This is a genomic window from Halomonas sp. BC04, from assembly GCF_000568385.1.
The window spans coordinates 1-16,632 of record NZ_AZQX01000097.1 but is presented as its reverse complement, the minus strand read 5'-3'; the positions used below and the strand labels follow the sequence as shown (position 1 = coordinate 16,632).

Sequence of the window (16,632 nt, the reverse complement as noted above, 5' to 3'; positions counted from 1 at the left end):
GAACCCGCGGCTCTACGTCAATCACAAGGTGATCCTCACGCCCAGTGCCGAGACGGCACCGGCAGCCGTTGCCCGGGTCCGCGCGCTATGGCAGGCGTGCCGGGCCCAGGTGCTGGAGATGGATGTCGAGCGCCATGACCAGGTGCTGGCACGCACCAGCCACCTGCCGCACCTGCTGGCTTTCTCGCTGGTGGATACCCTGGCACGTCAGGACGAACGCCTGGAGATCTTCCGCTACGCCGCCGGCGGCTTTCGCGACTTTACCCGCATCGCCGGCAGCGATCCGGTGATGTGGCGAGATATCTTCGTTGCCAATCGTGAGGCCGTCCTGGCTTCCCTGGATGACTTCGAGGCCGGTGTGGCGCGGCTTCGCCATGCCGTGGAAACCGGCGATGGCGATGCCATGCTCGCCATCTTCGACCGGGCCAGCCATGCGCGACACTATTTCGACTCGCTCCTGAATCAGACCAGTTATCAGGTGGAATACCAGATGGAATCACAAGAGAAACTCACTTTCCGGACCGTTCCTGGCGGACACGTTTCCGGCCGCATTCGCGTACCCGGCGACAAGTCCATTTCCCACCGCTCGATCATGCTAGGCGCGTTGGCCGAGGGCATCACCGAGGTGAAGGGCTTCCTGGAGGGGGAGGACAGCCTGGCGACCCTGCAGGCCTTCCGCGAGATGGGAGTGGCCATCGAAGGCCCCCACCAGGGGCGCGTCACCGTGCATGGCGTCGGCATGCACGGGCTCAAGGCGCCATCGGGACCGCTCTATGTCGGCAATGCCGGCACCGCCATGCGCCTCTTCTCCGGCCTGCTGGCGGGGCAGGCCTTCGACACCGAGCTGATCGGTGACGCCTCGTTGACCAAGCGACCCATGGGGCGCGTGGCTGACCCGCTGCGGCTGATGGGTGCGGTGATCGAGACCGCCGAAGGCGGACGTCCGCCGCTGAAGATCCGCGGCGGGCAGGCACTCAAGGGCATCGACTACGACATGCCCATGGCCAGCGCCAGGTGAAGTCCTGCCTGCTGCTCGCCGGCCTGTATGCCGAGGGCGAGACCCGGGTGCGTGAACCCGCTCCCACCCGCGACCACACCGAGCGCATGCTGACCGGCTTCGGCTATGAGGTCCAGCGCGAGGGGGATACCTGCTGGCTCCAGGGTGGCGGCAAGCTCACCGCAGCACCCATCGATGTGCCCTCGGATATTTCCTCGGCCACCTTCTTCCTGGTCGCGGCGGCGATTTCACCGGGGTCGAACCTGGTGCTCGAGCACGTCGGCATCAACCCCACCCGCATCGGCGTGATCAACATCCTCAAGCTGATGGGTGCCGACCTGTGGCTGGCCAATGAGCATGAAGTGGGCGGCGAGCCGGTCGCCGACCTGCATATCCGCTATGCGCCGCTTCACGGTATCGACATTCCCCTGGATCAGGTGCCGCTGGCCATCGACGAGTTCCCGGCGCTGTTCATCGCCGCCGCCAATGCCGCCGGCACCACCCGTCTGCGCGGGGCGGAGGAGCTGCGAGTCAAGGAGTCCGACCGCATCCAGGCCATGGCCGACGGCCTGGCGACCATCGGCGTCGAGCATACCGTGGTGGAAGACGGCATCGATATCGTCGGTGCCGGGGAGCGCGAGGTCGCCTACGGCGGCGGGCGAATCCACAGCCTCGGCGATCACCGCATTGCCATGGCTTTCGTGATCGCCTCGCTGCGTGCCGGTGACGAGATCGTCATCGACGACTGCGCCAACGTGGCGACCTCGTTTCCGGGCTTCGTCGAGCTGGCCCGCACCGTTGGCCTGCAGGTCAGCGAAGAGACGGAGGTGTCGAATGCGTGACAAGGCCGCGGTGCTGACCGTGGATGGCCCCGGCGGGGCGGGCAAGGGCACCATCAGCCGCCTGATCGCCGATCGGCTCGGCTGGCACCTGCTGGACAGCGGGGCGCTCTATCGTCTCACGGCCCTGGCCGCGATGCGGCGCGATGTGGCGCTGGATGACGAGGCGGCACTGGAACGGGTCGCCGCCGCCCTCGACGTGGTGTTCCTCGTCGAGGGTGACGCCACCCGGGTCATGCTTGAGGGGGATGACGTCAGCCGCGATATCCGCACCGAGCCGGTGGGCGATGCCGCCTCACGGGTGGCTGCGCTGCCTGCCGTTCGCCAGGCGTTGCTGCAACGTCAACGCGATTTCCGCCAGCTCCCCGGGCTGGTGGCGGATGGCCGCGACATGGGCACGGTGGTTTTCCCCGATGCCGAGCTCAAGGTGTTCCTCACGGCGAGCCCGGAAGAGCGTGCGCGAAGGCGCCACCTTCAGTTGCAGGAAGCCGGGGTGGATGCTAGTCTATCGAGTCTTTTGAAGGAGATTCAGGCGCGCGATGCACGCGACATGCAGCGCAGCGTGGCTCCGCTCGTACCGGCCGATGACGCCATCGAGCTGGATACCACGAGCCTGGGTATACCGGAAGTGGTGGAACGGTTGACGGAGTGGCTGGCCGAACGCGGCCTCACCCGGCTGACTTGATCTCCCTTGCGGCGCCCCCGTCAGGATGTGATGGCATGGCCGAGCAGCCCTTTCACTGAAAGCTCGTCCAGGTCGAACCGGCGTTAACATCCCCGGGGGTTTGGCAAATTAGGCCCGCACTTGCTGGTGGTGCGGAGAAGGCGGCAACGCCTCAACACCGTTGATCACGTAGGAAAATCATGAGCGAAAGCTTTGCTGAACTGTTTGAACAGTCACTCCAGGACATCAACATGGAGCCGGGCGCCATCGTCACGGCCACTGTTGTCGACATCGAAGGTGACTGGGTCACCGTCAATGCCGGCCTGAAGTCCGAAGGGCAGATTCCCGTGGCTCAGTTCCGCGACGAAAGTGGCGAACTGAACATTGCGATCGGCGACGAAGTCAGCGTCGCCCTGGAAGCCGTCGAAGACGGTTTCGGCGAGACGCGCCTGTCTCGCGAGAAGGCCAAGCGTGCCGAAGCCTGGAAGGTGCTGGAAGCGGCCTTCGAGAAGGAAGAGATCGTCAAGGGCGTGATCAACGGCAAGGTAAAAGGCGGTTTTACCGTCGATATCGACTCCATTCGTGCCTTCCTGCCGGGTTCCCTGGTGGACGTGCGTCCGGTGCGCGACACCACGCACCTGGAGCACAAGGAACTCGACTTCAAGGTCATCAAGCTCGACCCGAAGCGCAACAACGTCGTGGTTTCCCGCCGTGCCGTTCTCGAAGCCGAGAACAGTGCCGAGCGTGAAGCCCTGCTGGCCACCCTGCAGGAAGGCCAGCAGATCATGGGTATCGTCAAGAACCTGACCGACTACGGTGCCTTCGTCGATCTGGCGGCGTCGATGGCCTGCTCCACATCACCGACATGGCCTGGAAGCGCATCAAGCATCCGAGCGAGATCGTGGCCGTGGGCGACGAGATCAACGTCAAGGTGCTCAAGTTCGACCGCGAGCGCAACCGTGTCTCCCTGGGCCTGAAGCAGCTGGGCGAAGATCCCTGGGTCAACATCAAGGATCGCTACCCCGAGGGTACCGTTGTCACGGCTCGCGTCACCAACCTCACTGACTACGGCTGCTTCGCCGAGCTGGAAGAGGGCGTCGAGGGTCTGGTTCACGTCTCCGAAATGGACTGGACCAACAAGAACATCCACCCCTCCAAGGTCGTCAACATCGGCGACGAAGTGGATGTCATGATCCTGGATATCGACGAAGAGCGTCGTCGTATCTCCCTGGGTATCAAGCAGTGCACCGCGAATCCGTGGGAAACCTTCAACGCCCAGTACAACAAGGGCGACCGGGTCTCCGGTACCATCAAGTCGATCACCGACTTCGGTATCTTCATCGGCCTGGAAGGCGGTATCGACGGCCTGGTTCACCTCTCCGACCTCTCCTGGTCCGAGACCGGTGAAGAAGCCGTGCGTCGCTTCAAGAAGGGCGACGAAGCCGAGGCCGTCATCCTCTCCATCGATCCGGAGCGCGAGCGCATTTCGCTGGGCATCAAGCAGCTCGATTCCGACCCGGTGGCCGAGTACCTGTCGGTCAACGACAAGGGCTCCATCGTCTCCGGTCGTGTGGTCGAAGTCGATGCCAAGGAAGCTCACGTTGAGCTGGCGACCGACGTCGTTGCCATCCTCAAGGCTTCCGAGATCAGCGCCGACCGCGTCGAAGATGCCCGCAACGTGCTGAGCGAAGGCGATACCGTCGAAGCCCGCATCGTCAGCGTCGATCGCAAGAACCGTGCGATCAGCCTTTCGATCAAGGCCAAGGATCAGGACGACACCCGTCAGAACCTGAAGAAGCTGCGTGAAGAGTCGCCCGAAGCTGGTGGTCCGACCACCATCGGCGACCTGATCAAGCAGCAGATGGGTCAGGACTGATCCCCTCGGCCCCGATCATTCGGGGCCGTCAGGAACGGTTGACAAGAACGCCGCCCCGGCAATCCGGGGCGGCGTTTTCTTGCGCAGCTGGTTTGCGCCGCTCGACTGGAGGATGACCCTGCCGGCCAACCGGGCAGTGGCGTGTCCCACGGTACGGCACATTATGCATTGACGGTAGCTTGAAAGGGGGCAGGGGGGTACCCTGCAACTCTTGGGTGAATGACCAGCGTCAATCCGGAGTCCAGGGAGCCGCCATGGCCACCATTGAACACACTGCAATTCTCAAGGCCTCGCCGGAGCGTGTCTTTGCGTTGCTGGAGCGGGTAGAAGATTTCGTGGAGTACTCCGACATGATCCGGGCGATCGAGCCACTGGGCGGTGAACGCTACCGTTGGCACGTTCGTGCCGTTGGCATGGATTGGACCTTCGATGTGGAGATTACCGAGAAGCAGGCGCCCGAAACGCTCGCCTGGGAGTCCCTGGAGGGGGTGCGTAACCAGGGCTGCTATCGGCTGACGCCGGTCGCGGAAGGTACCCGGGTGGCGCTCAGCGTCACCTATGCCATTCGCAACCGCATGGTGGAGAAGGCGGTCACGCGAGCTGCCAGGCCGCTGGTCAACAAGGTTAGCCGTCAAATTCTCGAGCGCGTGGAAGCCAAGTTGTGATTCAATCGAATCGACGAGGCCGCCGGCCTCATTCGAGGACACTTCGATGGTAAAGGGGCTGCTTTGGTGTTTGACCCTGCTGGTGCTCCAGCTAGGGCTGCTGCGTTACGTGGACCTGCGTGTGGCGGCCATGCCGCGACTGGAGGATGCGCCGGAAGGCTCTTCCGGCAATGTGCCGTCACTGGGTCGAGAGGGTGAGCTCGGCGCGTGACCCAAGCAGTGTCGCATGGCACCATATGGCCTTTTCCAAGGTCGAGCGAGACAAGCTAATGCAGCAAGACACCTCATTGCGCCGACGGTGGCGACTGGTCGCCGTCGGCGCAAGCCTGCTCATGGCCGGTTATCTGTGGATATGGCATTCGCCCGACCTCCTTGCCGTCAAGCATTGGGCCGAAGAGGCTTCACACCATCCGCTGACAATCATCAGCGTCATCGCCATCATGGCCGTCACGCTTGCCTTTGGCTTGCCTGGCAGCATCGGGCTATGGCTTATCGCTCCCTTCTATCCGCCACAGGTGGCCACCCCCATGCTGATACTCGGCAGCGTAGGTGGTGCGTTGGGTGCCTATCACTTGGCCGCCAGGGTGGGTGAGCATTGGAGCCCCAAGGGCCTGACCCGCAAGATCATGCGCATGCTGGAGAAGCGCAGCGACTTTCTCACCCAGTGCGCCCTGCGTGTGCTGCCGGGGTTTCCCCATTCAGTGATCAATTTCGCCGCCGGGCTGCGTCGCCTGCCGCTGCGTACCTTCGTGGTGGCTGCCGTGGTGGGGCTCGGCATCAAGTGGGCGGTCTACGCCAGCGCCATCCATAGCACGCTGGAGGCTGTGGGAAGGGGGGAAAATGCGATCAGTGCGGATATCGTGCTGCCGCTGGTGGCCCTGGCCCTGCTGCTGCTGGTCGGTGCCTGGATGCGGCGCCGTGTGGAAGAGGGCCGGGGTGTCTAGCCCGCCTGGCCTCGATCCGATGCTTCATAATGCGCCACGCCGTCACGTCCATCGTGCTTGACGCCATACATCGCCTTGTCCGCCGCATCGACCATGGCGCTGACGGTGTCGAACTCGGTGTCCTCCAGTGAAGCGATACCGATGGAAGCGGTCACGTGCAGGGGATCGCCCTCGGTCTGAGCCAGGGGTTGCGAAGCCAGGTAGTGGCGGATGCGGTCGCCCAGCCGGCTGGCCTGATCCCGGCGGGTGTTGGGCATGATCACCAGGAACTCCTCACCGCCATAGCGGCCGGCGATATCATCTTCCCGAACCATGTTTTCCAGTGCGGAAGCGAAGCGAATCAGCACTTCGTCGCCGAAGCGGTGGCCATAGAGGTCATTGATGCGCTTGAAGTGATCCAGATCGATGAACATGACGGACAGTGGTCGGTTGCCCAGCTGCGCATTGTCAAAGTGCTGGACCAGCAACTTTTCCAGCCAGGGCCGGTTGGCCAGCCGGGTCAGGTGGTCCATGCGGTGCTGTTCGTCGAGCGCGTCATGGCGGGCCAGCAGCGACTCCAGTTCATGGCGCTGATCGGCAAGCCGCTGATTGAGCAGCAGGTTCTGTTCGAAGAGCAACTCCTTGGCTTCGGCCAGCAAAAGGGTGCTGTTGATCTCGGGGGGGCAGGTGATCTCGAATAGCTTGGCCAGGGTTGGCAGGCGTTGTTGGAGGTCCTCCAGAACGGAGACCAGCATGGCGATATCCAGCGACTCCAGCAGTGCCAGCTGGTGTAGCAGGTCACTGAAGGCGGCAGCCGGCGCATGGGCAAGCCAGCCATCGGCGATACGACAGGAGAGGCGCAGGCAGAGGCGTTTCGGGTTGCCATCCTCCAATGGGCCATGGCTCTCCGCGATCCCGGCTGCCATCGAGGCGGGCACACCCCAGCTGAGGGCAAGCCAGGCGCCCACCAGTGAATGATCGCAGCCATAGAGCCGATGCTCGGTTTCGCGCAACTTGTCGTGGTTGCGCAGGCTTGGGACATGGTTGGCGTAGCGATCGGCGTCCACGGCCTCGAGGGTGAGGATGCCGATATCCTGGATCAAGCCGGTGGTGAACAGTTGGCCCGCTTCTGCTGGGCAGAGTTGTTCGGCCAACTGTTGGGCGGCCAGTGCGGCGATGATGGAGCGTTGCCACAGATAGTCGTATTCGAGTTCGTCGCTGGCGCCGGGGCGGGGCAGGCCGAAGCTCATCGCTGCAGCCAGGGTGGCGTCAAGGCCCAGTCGCGAAACGGCATCGTGGCAGGTGACGACACGATTGCCGCCGCGAGAAAAGTAGGCGCTGTTGGCCATCGAAAGCAACCTGAGCGTCAACGCCGGATCCTGCTCAATCGCGGTGGCGAAGTCGGCAAGACGGGGCTCCGGTGCCCGGGCCAGACCGATTACCCGGGCCGCGGCGGCGGGCAGGCTTGGCAGTGTCCGACAGTCGCCCAGGCGCAGGCGAAGGGTGTCGGGAAGTGGGGGGAGCGCAGGAGTTGTCAGGCCAATAACGCTATCGGATTCGGTGGTCGACATCCTATCGGTCGGCATGCTAACTCCTGATTTAAACAGTTGTTTGTTGTTTTTCTTAAGTTAACATAATCAAATGGTCAAGTAAGTTACTTTTTTCGCAGCGATGCGTCCAGGTGATCGACCACTTCGGCCCAGTCGGCGTCTTCCTCCAGCGCATCATGAATGAATGCGGCCTGGGATTCGTTCCAGAAGGGCGCTTCGTGTAGCTGTATGGTTTCCTGCAGCGGCGCGTGACGCTCGATGAAGTCCCTGATGGAGGCATCATCGGCAGGAAGACCCAACTGCTCGAAGAGCTCGGCAAAGTGGTGAACAGGCTTTTCCATGGTTTGTCCCCTAGGCAAACGATACGCAAACGAAGAGTACCAAAACGGCAGCCGGTTTGGCACCGCTCATGCTGCACACTTCAACGCTGCCAGGACATTGAACAGCGTATTATCAACGCTCACCCACCAGCGCCGTGAGAAAACGTCGCTTGCGTTCGCGCTCATCCAGGGGCTGTGCCAGCAGGTGGACCAGCTTGGTCAGCGCCGCTTCGGGTGTCATGGCATCCCCTGAGAGTACACCGGCCTCAGCCAGCCCCAGGCCGGCGGCGTATTGACCGATGGCGATACCTCCATGGGGGCATTGGGTGACTGCCGCCAACAGCTTCCCTTCACCGGTGGCCTTGGCCAGCACCCCCAGCAGTGCCGGGTCCTCCGGCGCGTTGCCACCTCCCCACACTTCCAGCAGTGCCCCTTGGACCCGGTTGTCCTCTAGCCAGGTTGCCAGTTGCCAGGCCTGGATGCCGGGCCACAGGACGATGCGAGCTACACCGCCGGCCGCCAGGGCGGCATAGTCGGGCAGCTCGAAACGGGGAGCGCCACGCTGCTGCGCTTCCAACCCACGGGCGGGGTAGATCACGGTGTCATCGCCGACCCGTTCTCCCAGCAGTGGGTAGTTGGGGCTGGCAAAGGCATCGCTGGCTTCGCTATGCCGCTTGCGGGTGCGCACCCCGCGAAACAGCTTGTCGGCGAAGGCCACGGACACTTCCTGCAGGCGTGGCTCGGTGGCGAAGCGAAGTGCCAGCTCCACGTTGGCCAGGGCATCGCTGTACTGCGCTTCGAGCGGCCGCATGGCGCCGGTAACAATCACCGGGCGGTCCAGGCCCTGGAGCTGGTAGGCAAGGCTAGCGGCTGTCCACGCCAGGGTGTCGGTGCCGTGGAGCACCACCACGCCGGCGTAGTCGGGTAGTGCCTTGGCGATGGTATGGCCAAGGCGCTGCCAGTCCATGGCGGTGGCAGCGCTGGAGTCGATGGGCTCGTCAGTTTCCTTGACGACGAATGCCGGCAGGCGCGCCTGGCGCGTCGGGGGCAGGGTGGCAAGGGCGCTGCGCAGGCGAGCGTTCATATTACCGCCGGCGGCCAGGCCTCGGGGGGAGGCTACCATGCCCAGGGTGCCGCCAGCGTAGAGAACCAGCACGGGGCGATCGGCGGAGAAGGGCGCGGTCATGTCGGCTCCTGGCAGTCACGGTGACGAAGTGAAAGCCGCATGATAGCGCTATTGCAACACAGTCTCACTCCTCGGCGCTGACCCTCACGCCATCGGCGACCTGCTCACCTGGGTGATTGATGACCGACTCACCCTCCACTAGCCCCGCCAGCACTTGCGTGATCATTCCCTGGCGGCGGCCGATCTCGAGCAGTCTGCGTACGGCACGCCCCTCCTCGATGACAAAGACGGCCCATTCCCCCCGGTGTCGGAACAGGGCGCCAGTGGGAATCTGCAGGACATCATCGTCATGCCAGATCAGGAACTCGGCATCGATACGGAACCCCTTTCCCAGGCCCAGGGAGGCTGGATCGACACTGTCGCTGAACGCGACGATAACCGGCACGCGCTGCTCGTCCACCCCAAGTGCCGAGATGCGGGTAAAGCCCGCCGGCTCGACGCGCCTGACCTCTCCCTGCAGGGGATCTCCCCCCCAGCCGCTGAGGCGAACCGGCATGCCCGGACGCAGCCGCACCGCGTCCATGGAGATCAGGTCCACCTGCACTTCAAGATCAGCCGGCCGCCCCAGTTGCAGGATCGGTTCGCCGGCGGCCACGCTGCCTTCACAGCATCGATGCAGGGTCAGGACCTGGCCCGTAACGGGAGCACGTATTGCCAGTTCGGCGGCATCGTTGGGTCCGCCACGTTGGCCGCTGGCGATGTCGAGCATGGCCCGCGCCGCCTCGACTTCGAAGCGCGCCACTTCGACGTGGGAGGCGGCCGAGTTCTCCAGGGCCCGCTGGCGGTCGCGCTGGTTCTGGCGATGCTCCAGCTCGGCGGTGGAAACCAGGTTGCGCTCGTGAAGCTGGCGGTATCGCTGATACTCCGCTTCGGCGAAGCGGCGGTCGGCCCGAGCGGTCTCCAGATTGGCCTGTGCCGCCTGCCATCTGGCCTGTGCCGCCTGCAGGTTGTCTTCGGCCTGCTGGCGGGAGCGGGCATCCAGTGCCGGCGCCGGGCTCGGCTCCAGGCGAAACAGGATGTCGCCTTCCGTCACCGTGTCGCCGACTTCGAGGTTGACGCGCTGCAGGTAGCCGGCGATGGGCGAAGTGACATTCCAGGTATCCCGCAGCCGGGTGCGGCCCTCTTCGGTCACCGTTTCGCTGAAGGGGGCGCGTTGCACCGTGACGCTGTTGACGCTGACCGGGGTGGGCCACAGCGCCCATGCCAGCGCGCCGATGATGGCAAGGCCCAGGGCAGTGATGCCCAGACGCTTGATGATTCGTGGCGCGTTCTTGTTGGTTGTCATTGTCGTTCCTTGTCTACTCCACGGCTTTCAAGGCGGTGACCATGTCCAGGCGCCCCAGGCGCCGGATCACCAGTACCGCAACCACCGCGGAGGCGGCTATCACGCCAGCGGCGGCGAAGCCGAATGCATGAGAGGTCAGAACCATGGGTACCCGGAAGAGATCGTTGGTGAAGGCCCGGTTGAGCAGCGCACTGAAGCCGGTACCGAACAGCCAGCCCAGCGGTATCGCAAGGGCCGTGATCAGGGCGATCTCGCCGAGCAGTATCCGCGCGACCTCGGTGCGGCTGTAGCCCAGCACCCGCAGCGTGGCGAGCTCTCTTGCCCGCTCGGCGAAGGCGATGCGAGCGTTGTTGTAGACCACACCGAAGGCGATGGACGCGGCCAGGGCAACGAAGACCAGGGCGATCATCAGGATGGTCTCGTCCATGTAATCCCGAATGCCGCGTTCGGCCACCGCCAGCAGGCCGATCCCGGCCACGGCAGGCATGCGATTCAGCGCCTCGTTCAGTGCCCCCTGTCGGTCGCCGTCGACCAGCAGCCAGGCACCGCTGATGGCCGGTCCCTCGCCGAGCAGAGCATTGAGGGTATCCCGTTGCAGGTAGGCGCCGACGCCGATGGGTTCGTCCACCAGCGCCGTCAGCGTTAGTTGGAGATTTTGACGCCGGCCCTCCATCACCGCTACCTGCAGCGTATCGCCCACTTCCGCCTGGAGATAATCGGCCAGGAAGCGGGTCAGCATGACGCCCTCTGCGGGGATTTTCTGGGAGCGCTCCCGGGCATCCAGTACCTGTCGCAGGTGGGGCTGCTCGTCCATCCCCAGCAGGCTGGTGCGGTACTCCCGGTGTCCATGGCTGAGAGTGACGGGAACCCGGCGCCAGGCTTCCACGGCCAGCACGCCGGGCAGATGACGCAGCTCGCCCACTGCTCGAGCCGGTGTCACCTCGCCGAAGGTCAGTTCGATATCCATGCGCATGACTTGGCGGTATTGCAGGTCGAGCATCTTGTCCACGGCGCTGAGCTGGTACGCACCCATCATCAGCAGACCCGCCGACAGGGCGATGCCGGTCACCGAGAGTGTCGCCTTGGTAGGGTGGCGCAGCAGGTGGCGCAGGATGATTCGTGACTCGTTGCCCAGCGCCCGGCCGAGCGGTGAGCGTTCCATCCAGGTGCGGCGAAAGCGTTGCGGGGCCGGGGGGCGCATGGCTTCTGCAGGGGGTTCCCGGACCGCCCGCCATACCGCGTGCCAGGTCCCTGTCAGGGCAGCCAGCCCGGCAACGGCCAGTGCCAGGGCCATGGACCTGGTGGGCACACGGAAATGCATCTCGGGGAAGCGGAAGTAGTCGCTGTAGATACCGGCCAGCCCCCGTGCCGACCAGGCTCCTAACAGCACACCCGCGGCCCATCCGAGCAGCACGATGGCAGCGGCAAGCCAGCCATAGTGCCGGGCCAGTTCGCCGTTGCGATAGCCGAAGGCCTTGAGCATCGCCAGCGACTCACGCTGGGTCTGGATGATACGGGCCATCACCACATTGAGCAGGAACGCGGAAACGGCGAGAAAGATCGTGGGTAGTATCGCCGCCTGGGCTCGCTGCTGGGCCAGCTCCTCCTCGAGGAAGCGATGCGACTGCTGGTCATGCCGGGTCTGGGTGCCGGTGCTGCCGTAGCGGGCCAGGATCAGGTCGAGCTCATCGATCAGGGTCTCGGCGTCGGCGCCGGCTTGCAATGTCACCAGGAGCTGGTTGAAGGCGCCCTCCATGCCGTAGGCGCTGGCCAGGGCGCGCTGGTTCATCCATAGCGTGGCATAGCGGTGATAATCCGGCAGCATATCAGTGGGAGCCGCCTGGTAGATGACCTCGGGGCTACGTGCGATGCCACTCAAGACCAGGCGAGTCTTGCGACCGTCGATGATCGCTTCGAGGGTATCCCCAGGGGCCAGCCCATGCGCCTCGGCAAAGGCGTCGCTGACCACGGCCTGGTCGCTGCGTCCCACCTCCGGTAGGCTACCGGCCAGCAGGTGCAGGCGGTTGAGGTTGGGTTGGCGCCCATCGGGCAGGGAGAGCATCACGCCACGCACCGGATCGTCGAATCCGGTGACGGCCAGGCGCACAGGGGCACGTACGCGGGGTTCCATTCGGCTCACGCCGTCCAGGGTTTCGAGTTGCTCCAGCAGGCCCAGCGGGGCTCGCTTGACGTCAATGAAGAGGTCGGGGTAGTGGTGGCTGGCGTAGAAGCGGTCGCGGGAGCCGGTCAGTGCTTCCAGGACGGTCAGCGACATCACCAGTGTCATCACGCCGCTGGCGATGACCACGGCGATGGCCAGCGCCTGTCCCTTGAGCCGAAGCAGGTCGCGCAGCAGCTTCCAGTGGAGGGTGGCGAGCGTCATGCCATCACCAGCGCAGCTCGCCCGGCGGCCGACGCCCGGCATTGGAATGTATATCGCCCACCTGGCCGTCACGCAGCCGTATCACCCGGTCGGCCATCTCGCCGATCACCTCGTTGTGGGTGATGATGGCCAGGGTCGTGCCGGTGGTGCGATTGATCTCCTCCAGGACTTCCAGCACGCGAATCCCGGTGCGAAAGTCGAGCGCCCCGGTGGGTTCATCGCAGAGCAGCACTTCCGGACGCTTGGCAATGGCCCTGGCAATGGCGACGCGCTGCTGCTCGCCGCCGGAGAGCTGGGAGGGGAAGTGGTCCAGTCGTGCCTCCAACCCGACCATGCCCAGTGCCTCCTCGGGTGCCATGGGGTCGCGGCTGATGTCGGTGACGATGGCGACGTTCTCGCGGGCCGTCAGGCTCGATATCAAGTTGTAGAACTGGAAGACGAAGCCGACATGGTGGCGGCGGTACTCGGTGAGCGTCCGCTGGCTGGCATGGGTCAGGTCGTGGTCGTCCCTGTTGCGGTCGATATAGCTAAGGCTGCCTTCGCTGGGGCTGTCCAGGCCGCCCATGATATTGAGCAGGGTGGACTTGCCCGAGCCGGAGGCGCCCAGCATCACCACCAGTTCGCCGGCATACAGCTCGAGATCGACGCCGCGCAGCGCCTGGATGGTCACGTCGCCCATGCGGTAGAAGCGCTTGAGCCGTGGGTCTGGAAGACCGGCTGTGACTGGTCGTGCATCGCTTGCCTGCTGGGTTCGGGGGCTATGGGCATTATGCATGGTGCGTGCAGGGCAGGGTATTGAGAATGGCGATCGGAAAACGGTGAGTCGCATCGCACGTGATAAGGATCAAGGAATGTCAGCAGGGAGAGTGAGCGAATGAAACGGCCCTTGTCGCACTGGGTGCTGCTGGTGGCGCTGGCCGTCCTCTGGGGCAGCTCTTTCGCGCTGACCCGGATTGCCGTGGCTGAGCTGACCCCGGCCATGGTGGTGGCCGGGCGCAACATGGTGGCAGCCCTGGGGCTGTTGATGCTGGTGCTGCTGCTGGGGCGACCCTGGCCGCGGGGACGCCGAGTCTGGGCCTTCATGCTCTCCATTGCGGTGATCGGCAACATGGCCCCCTTCCTGCTGATCAGCTGGGGGCAGCAGCGTATCGATAGTGGCCTGGCCGGGATCCTGATGGCGGTGATGCCGCTGGTGACCCTGGTGTTGGCCCACTTCCTGGTCGCCGGTGAAACGCTGACCCGCCAGCGCCTGCTCGGGTTCACCATCGGCTTTGTCGGTATCCTGGCGCTGATCGGGCCCGCTGCAATCCGCGAGCTTGGCGGGCACGGCGAGACGTTGATGGCACAGCTCGCGGTGCTGCTGGCGGCCTGCTGCTATGCCGTCAACGCCATCGTGTCTCGCCACAAACCGGACAGCGATGCCTGGTCGACCTCGGCGCTGGTACTGGGCATGGCCTGGCTCTTGACCCTGCCGCTGGCGGTGACGCCCTATCTGGGCGAAGGGGCGTCAGGGCTCTCGCTTTCAGCGGGGGCGCTCTGGGCGGTGCTGGTGCTGGGCATCATCTGCACGGCGCTGGGCAGCGTGGTCTTCTTCACCCTGGTGGCCGCAGCGGGGCCTACCTTCCTTTCGCTGATCAACTACCTGATCCCGCTCTGGGCGGTAGTCATCGGCATCCTCTTCCTGGGCGAGCGGCCGGAGTGGAATCACCTGCTTGCGCTGGTACTGATCCTGGTGGGCGTGGCCATTTCCCAGCGTCGTTAGTGGGGCCTCGGCCAAGCGCCTGCGGCGCCAGTCGCGATGGGGACTCGGGGCGCCGAACCGAGCGCTCCTACAGCTGCTTTCTCTAATGTTGGAGTAGCTTCAGCTCACGACTGGAGGCCGCAGGCCTCCCGGCGGTGTTGCTCGGCGTTGGTGGTAACAGCTAACGCCGCAGCCTCCGCCAAGAACAAGCTTAGCGTGTCACCAGCCGGCCGGTCTCATCCACATCCAGGCGGCGGTTGCGACCGGCCAGCAGGGCGAAGATGGCGGATACCGCGATGATCAACAGCAGGACGGTGGTGAGGAGGGTCAGGCTGACATCGAACTGAAGCAGGACCCCGACCGCCAGTGGCCCCGTGGCGGCCAGGGTATAGCCGCCGCCCTGGGCCAGGCCGGAGAGTTTCCCTGCCAGGCGCGAATTAGCGGTGCGCAGCACGATCAGTGTCAATGCCAGGCTGAAGCAGCCACCCTGGCCAAGCCCCAGCAGTACCACCCCTGTCCAGCGCCAGCTCGTGGGGCCGAGCAATAGCAGCCAGAGGCCGGCTGCGACACAGCCCAGCACCAGCATCAGTGCCGGCCGTTGGTCACGGCTGAAGCGTGCCAGCCAGGGTGCTCCCAAGGCCGAGATGAGCTGCACCATGACCGAGGCACCCATCATCCAGCCGGCTTCCGACTCCCCGTAGCCTCGGGTCTGCAGCAGGTGGGTAGCCAGCCAAAGACGATATAGGCCAGCGACGACTGGGTCCCCATGTAGAGCATGACGTGCCAGGCGAGGGGCTGGGAGAGCAGCTGGCGAAAGGAGCCGCCTCCCGCGGGCACAGGGTCCCCCTTCGGGTTCGCGGCATGAGTGTGACCCAGGCCAGCAGCGCCGTCACGCCCAGCAGCGACCAACTGATCAGGCTGAGGCGCAGCTGTCCAGGAGCTCAGCCAGCGGAATGCTCAACCCGGCGCCGAGGGCGCCCCCCAGGCACAGGGCCATGGTGTAGACGCCGGTCATCAGGTCGGCGCCGGCGGGTATCTCGCGCTTGACCAGGGCCGGCAGCAGTGTCCCGGCGACCCCGATGGCGGCACCCACGAGCAGGGTGCCGGCGAAAAGTAACGCGGTTACCGGCATGCCGCGAAGCAACAGCCCGGTGATCAAGGCGCCGAGTGCCAGCGTCATGGTGTTCTCGGGCCCCAGTCGCTTGGCGAGCCAGGGGGCCAGGGGGGCAAAGATGCCGAGGCAGAGAACGGGCAGGGTGGTGAGCGCACCAATGGCCAGCGGTGAGAGGCCGGTGTCCAGTTGGAGGCGGATCAGCAGTGGAGCAAGGGAGGAGAGGGCAGGTCTCAGATTGAGGCCGACCAGTACCATCAGGAACAGGAAGAGCACCATGCGAGCGGTTTGACGGCTGGTATCAGTTGTCATCGCCTCGCCATCCACGCCCCTTGGGCGGCTGCCTGGGCGAATTTGACGATTTGGTATGCTCGCCGTCGCGGGGTGCAATCAAGGGATCCTCGCTGGCGCCGGGGGAGCTGAATTTCACCACGCCGGGGTCCAGGTTGGCTTTGACCTGACGACGAATGCCGGAGATATCCTCCGTGCTGATCAGCAGTTCCTGGTCGCCTTGCCGCTGACGCTGTGGGACCAAGGCTCCATCGAAGGTCCAGCAGCGTTGGGGCACCTGTGAGACATGCCAGGTGCGCCCCTGCCAGTGAGCCTGGGCCTGGGCATCGAGCTCCATCGACTCCAGCGGCACCAGTGCGGCAAACAGGCGAGCGTTCAGGACTAGCCCGCTGCTGGTCATGTTCACAGCACCCTGGTAACGCCCCTCCTGCAACTCAGCGAGTACGACCTTGCGTTTTTTTTGCGGCTCGATGGTGCCCTGTCCGCAAAGGTGCAGCAGACCGTCGTCGATTTGCTTGATAACCCAGACCGGGATGGGCTGTTTGCCGGTCAACCACTTCAGCATTGGCAGGGCATTTCCAAAACGGCGCGCTGATACGCGCTCATCCCTGGGCCGTCCGTATCAGCACAGTACATTTCGGCATAGGACGTTTAGACATGGTACGTTTCGGCACAGTAAAAAATGGCACCCTACAGTGCCATAGTTCCTTGTGCCCTACCATGTGCCGAATCAGGCTTGGCGAGCGCCCTGGCCGCGGCTGCGACGCCGGCGTGGCGCTCGGCTGTCGTCGCCGCTGCGGT

The 16,632-nt window shown here is 64.6% G+C and carries 14 protein-coding genes and 2 pseudogenes; 7 read left to right on the top strand and 9 right to left on the bottom strand.

Annotated elements, in window-relative coordinates:
- The 6 genes and pseudogenes from Q427_RS07220 to Q427_RS07200 form a co-directional block, all read left to right on the top strand.
- Nucleotides 1–1,839: pseudogene (locus Q427_RS07220) on the top strand (bifunctional prephenate dehydrogenase/3-phosphoshikimate 1-carboxyvinyltransferase); the annotation flags it as partial.
- On the top strand, nt 1,832–2,521 hold the full coding sequence (cmk, locus tag Q427_RS07215; RefSeq protein WP_043512397.1) for a (d)CMP kinase: 690 nt from the start codon (nt 1,832–1,834) through the stop codon (nt 2,519–2,521). The pseudogene Q427_RS07220 and the gene cmk, both read left to right, overlap by 8 nt.
- Before the next feature lie 179 nt (nt 2,522–2,700).
- A pseudogene (gene rpsA, locus Q427_RS07210) lies at nt 2,701–4,376 on the top strand (30S ribosomal protein S1).
- A 254-nt stretch (nt 4,377–4,630) separates the two neighbouring features.
- Complete coding sequence (locus Q427_RS07205; RefSeq protein WP_043512394.1) at nt 4,631–5,041, top strand: SRPBCC family protein; 411 nt, start codon at nt 4,631–4,633, stop codon at nt 5,039–5,041.
- A gap of 46 nt (nt 5,042–5,087) precedes the next feature.
- The gene (locus tag Q427_RS31065) at nt 5,088–5,252 is read left to right on the top strand and encodes a hypothetical protein (protein WP_155833476.1); all 165 of its coding nucleotides are present in this window, start codon (nt 5,088–5,090) and stop codon (nt 5,250–5,252) included.
- 58 nt (nt 5,253–5,310) lie between these two features.
- A complete protein-coding gene (locus Q427_RS07200; RefSeq protein WP_043512406.1) occupies nt 5,311–5,985 on the top strand; it encodes a TVP38/TMEM64 family protein in 675 nt (224 codons plus the stop codon).
- Here Q427_RS07200 and Q427_RS07195 read toward each other — a convergent pair.
- From Q427_RS07195 to Q427_RS07170, 6 genes are all read right to left on the bottom strand, one after another.
- A complete protein-coding gene (locus tag Q427_RS07195) occupies nt 5,982–7,550 on the bottom strand; it encodes a sensor domain-containing diguanylate cyclase (RefSeq protein WP_051496202.1) in 1,569 nt (522 codons plus the stop codon). The genes Q427_RS07200 and Q427_RS07195 overlap by 4 nt on opposite strands.
- Before the next feature lie 68 nt (nt 7,551–7,618).
- Nucleotides 7,619–7,855, bottom strand: coding sequence for a DUF2789 domain-containing protein (locus Q427_RS07190; protein ID WP_043512392.1), 237 nt, complete (start codon nt 7,853–7,855; stop codon nt 7,619–7,621).
- 112 nt (nt 7,856–7,967) lie between these two features.
- Nucleotides 7,968–9,020 carry an asparaginase gene (locus Q427_RS07185; RefSeq protein WP_043512390.1) on the bottom strand — a complete coding sequence of 351 codons (1,053 nt, stop codon included), beginning with the start codon at nt 9,018–9,020 and terminating at the stop codon, nt 7,968–7,970.
- 64 nt (nt 9,021–9,084) lie between these two features.
- Entirely contained in the window at nt 9,085–10,305 is a 1,221-nt protein-coding gene (locus Q427_RS07180) for an efflux RND transporter periplasmic adaptor subunit (RefSeq protein WP_043512389.1), read from the bottom strand.
- 13 nt (nt 10,306–10,318) lie between these two features.
- Nucleotides 10,319–12,688: an ABC transporter permease gene (locus tag Q427_RS07175; RefSeq protein ID WP_043512400.1), complete on the bottom strand. Its 2,370-nt coding sequence runs from the start codon at nt 12,686–12,688 to the stop codon at nt 10,319–10,321.
- 4 nt (nt 12,689–12,692) lie between these two features.
- Nucleotides 12,693–13,463 carry an ABC transporter ATP-binding protein gene (locus tag Q427_RS07170; RefSeq protein ID WP_043512388.1) on the bottom strand — a complete coding sequence of 257 codons (771 nt, stop codon included), beginning with the start codon at nt 13,461–13,463 and terminating at the stop codon, nt 12,693–12,695.
- 99 nt (nt 13,464–13,562) lie between these two features.
- Here Q427_RS07170 and Q427_RS07165 point away from each other — a divergent pair, with 99 nt between their 5' ends.
- Nucleotides 13,563–14,450, top strand: a complete 888-nt coding sequence (locus Q427_RS07165; RefSeq protein WP_043512385.1) for a DMT family transporter — start codon at nt 13,563–13,565, stop codon at nt 14,448–14,450.
- A 190-nt stretch (nt 14,451–14,640) separates the two neighbouring features.
- Here the strand turns inward: Q427_RS07165 and Q427_RS33520 are convergent, their stop codons facing one another.
- The 3 genes from Q427_RS33520 to Q427_RS07155 form a co-directional block, all read right to left on the bottom strand.
- Entirely contained in the window at nt 14,641–15,147 is a 507-nt protein-coding gene (locus Q427_RS33520; protein ID WP_331280563.1) for an MFS transporter, read from the bottom strand.
- 195 nt (nt 15,148–15,342) lie between these two features.
- Nucleotides 15,343–15,852 (bottom strand): MFS transporter, encoded by a 510-nt coding sequence (locus tag Q427_RS33515; protein ID WP_231613504.1) that lies wholly within the window; start codon nt 15,850–15,852, stop codon nt 15,343–15,345.
- The gene (locus Q427_RS07155) at nt 15,842–16,396 is read right to left on the bottom strand and encodes a hypothetical protein (RefSeq protein ID WP_043512383.1); all 555 of its coding nucleotides are present in this window, start codon (nt 16,394–16,396) and stop codon (nt 15,842–15,844) included. The genes Q427_RS33515 and Q427_RS07155 overlap by 11 nt, the downstream gene beginning before the upstream one ends.
- Nucleotides 16,397–16,632 lie beyond the last annotated feature (236 nt).

What these genes read in the sequence shown, in the direction of transcription:
- cmk (WP_043512397.1), top strand. Translation starts at nt 1,832, where the DNA reads ATGCGTGACAAGGCCGCGGTGCTGACCGTGGATGGCCCCGGCGGGGCG.
- Q427_RS07205 (WP_043512394.1), top strand. Translation starts at nt 4,631, where the DNA reads ATGGCCACCATTGAACACACTGCAATTCTCAAGGCCTCGCCGGAGCGT.
- Q427_RS31065 (WP_155833476.1), top strand. Translation starts at nt 5,088, where the DNA reads ATGGTAAAGGGGCTGCTTTGGTGTTTGACCCTGCTGGTGCTCCAGCTA.
- Q427_RS07200 (WP_043512406.1), top strand. Translation starts at nt 5,311, where the DNA reads ATGCAGCAAGACACCTCATTGCGCCGACGGTGGCGACTGGTCGCCGTC.
- Q427_RS07195 (WP_051496202.1), bottom strand. Translation starts at nt 7,550, where the DNA reads ATGCCGACCGATAGGATGTCGACCACCGAATCCGATAGCGTTATTGGC.
- Q427_RS07190 (WP_043512392.1), bottom strand. Translation starts at nt 7,855, where the DNA reads ATGGAAAAGCCTGTTCACCACTTTGCCGAGCTCTTCGAGCAGTTGGGT.
- Q427_RS07185 (WP_043512390.1), bottom strand. Translation starts at nt 9,020, where the DNA reads ATGACCGCGCCCTTCTCCGCCGATCGCCCCGTGCTGGTTCTCTACGCT.
- Q427_RS07180 (WP_043512389.1), bottom strand. Translation starts at nt 10,305, where the DNA reads ATGACAACCAACAAGAACGCGCCACGAATCATCAAGCGTCTGGGCATC.
- Q427_RS07175 (WP_043512400.1), bottom strand. Translation starts at nt 12,688, where the DNA reads ATGACGCTCGCCACCCTCCACTGGAAGCTGCTGCGCGACCTGCTTCGG.
- Q427_RS07170 (WP_043512388.1), bottom strand. Translation starts at nt 13,463, where the DNA reads ATGCATAATGCCCATAGCCCCCGAACCCAGCAGGCAAGCGATGCACGA.
- Q427_RS07165 (WP_043512385.1), top strand. Translation starts at nt 13,563, where the DNA reads ATGAAACGGCCCTTGTCGCACTGGGTGCTGCTGGTGGCGCTGGCCGTC.
- Q427_RS33515 (WP_231613504.1), bottom strand. Translation starts at nt 15,852, where the DNA reads ATGACAACTGATACCAGCCGTCAAACCGCTCGCATGGTGCTCTTCCTG.
- Q427_RS07155 (WP_043512383.1), bottom strand. Translation starts at nt 16,396, where the DNA reads ATGCTGAAGTGGTTGACCGGCAAACAGCCCATCCCGGTCTGGGTTATC.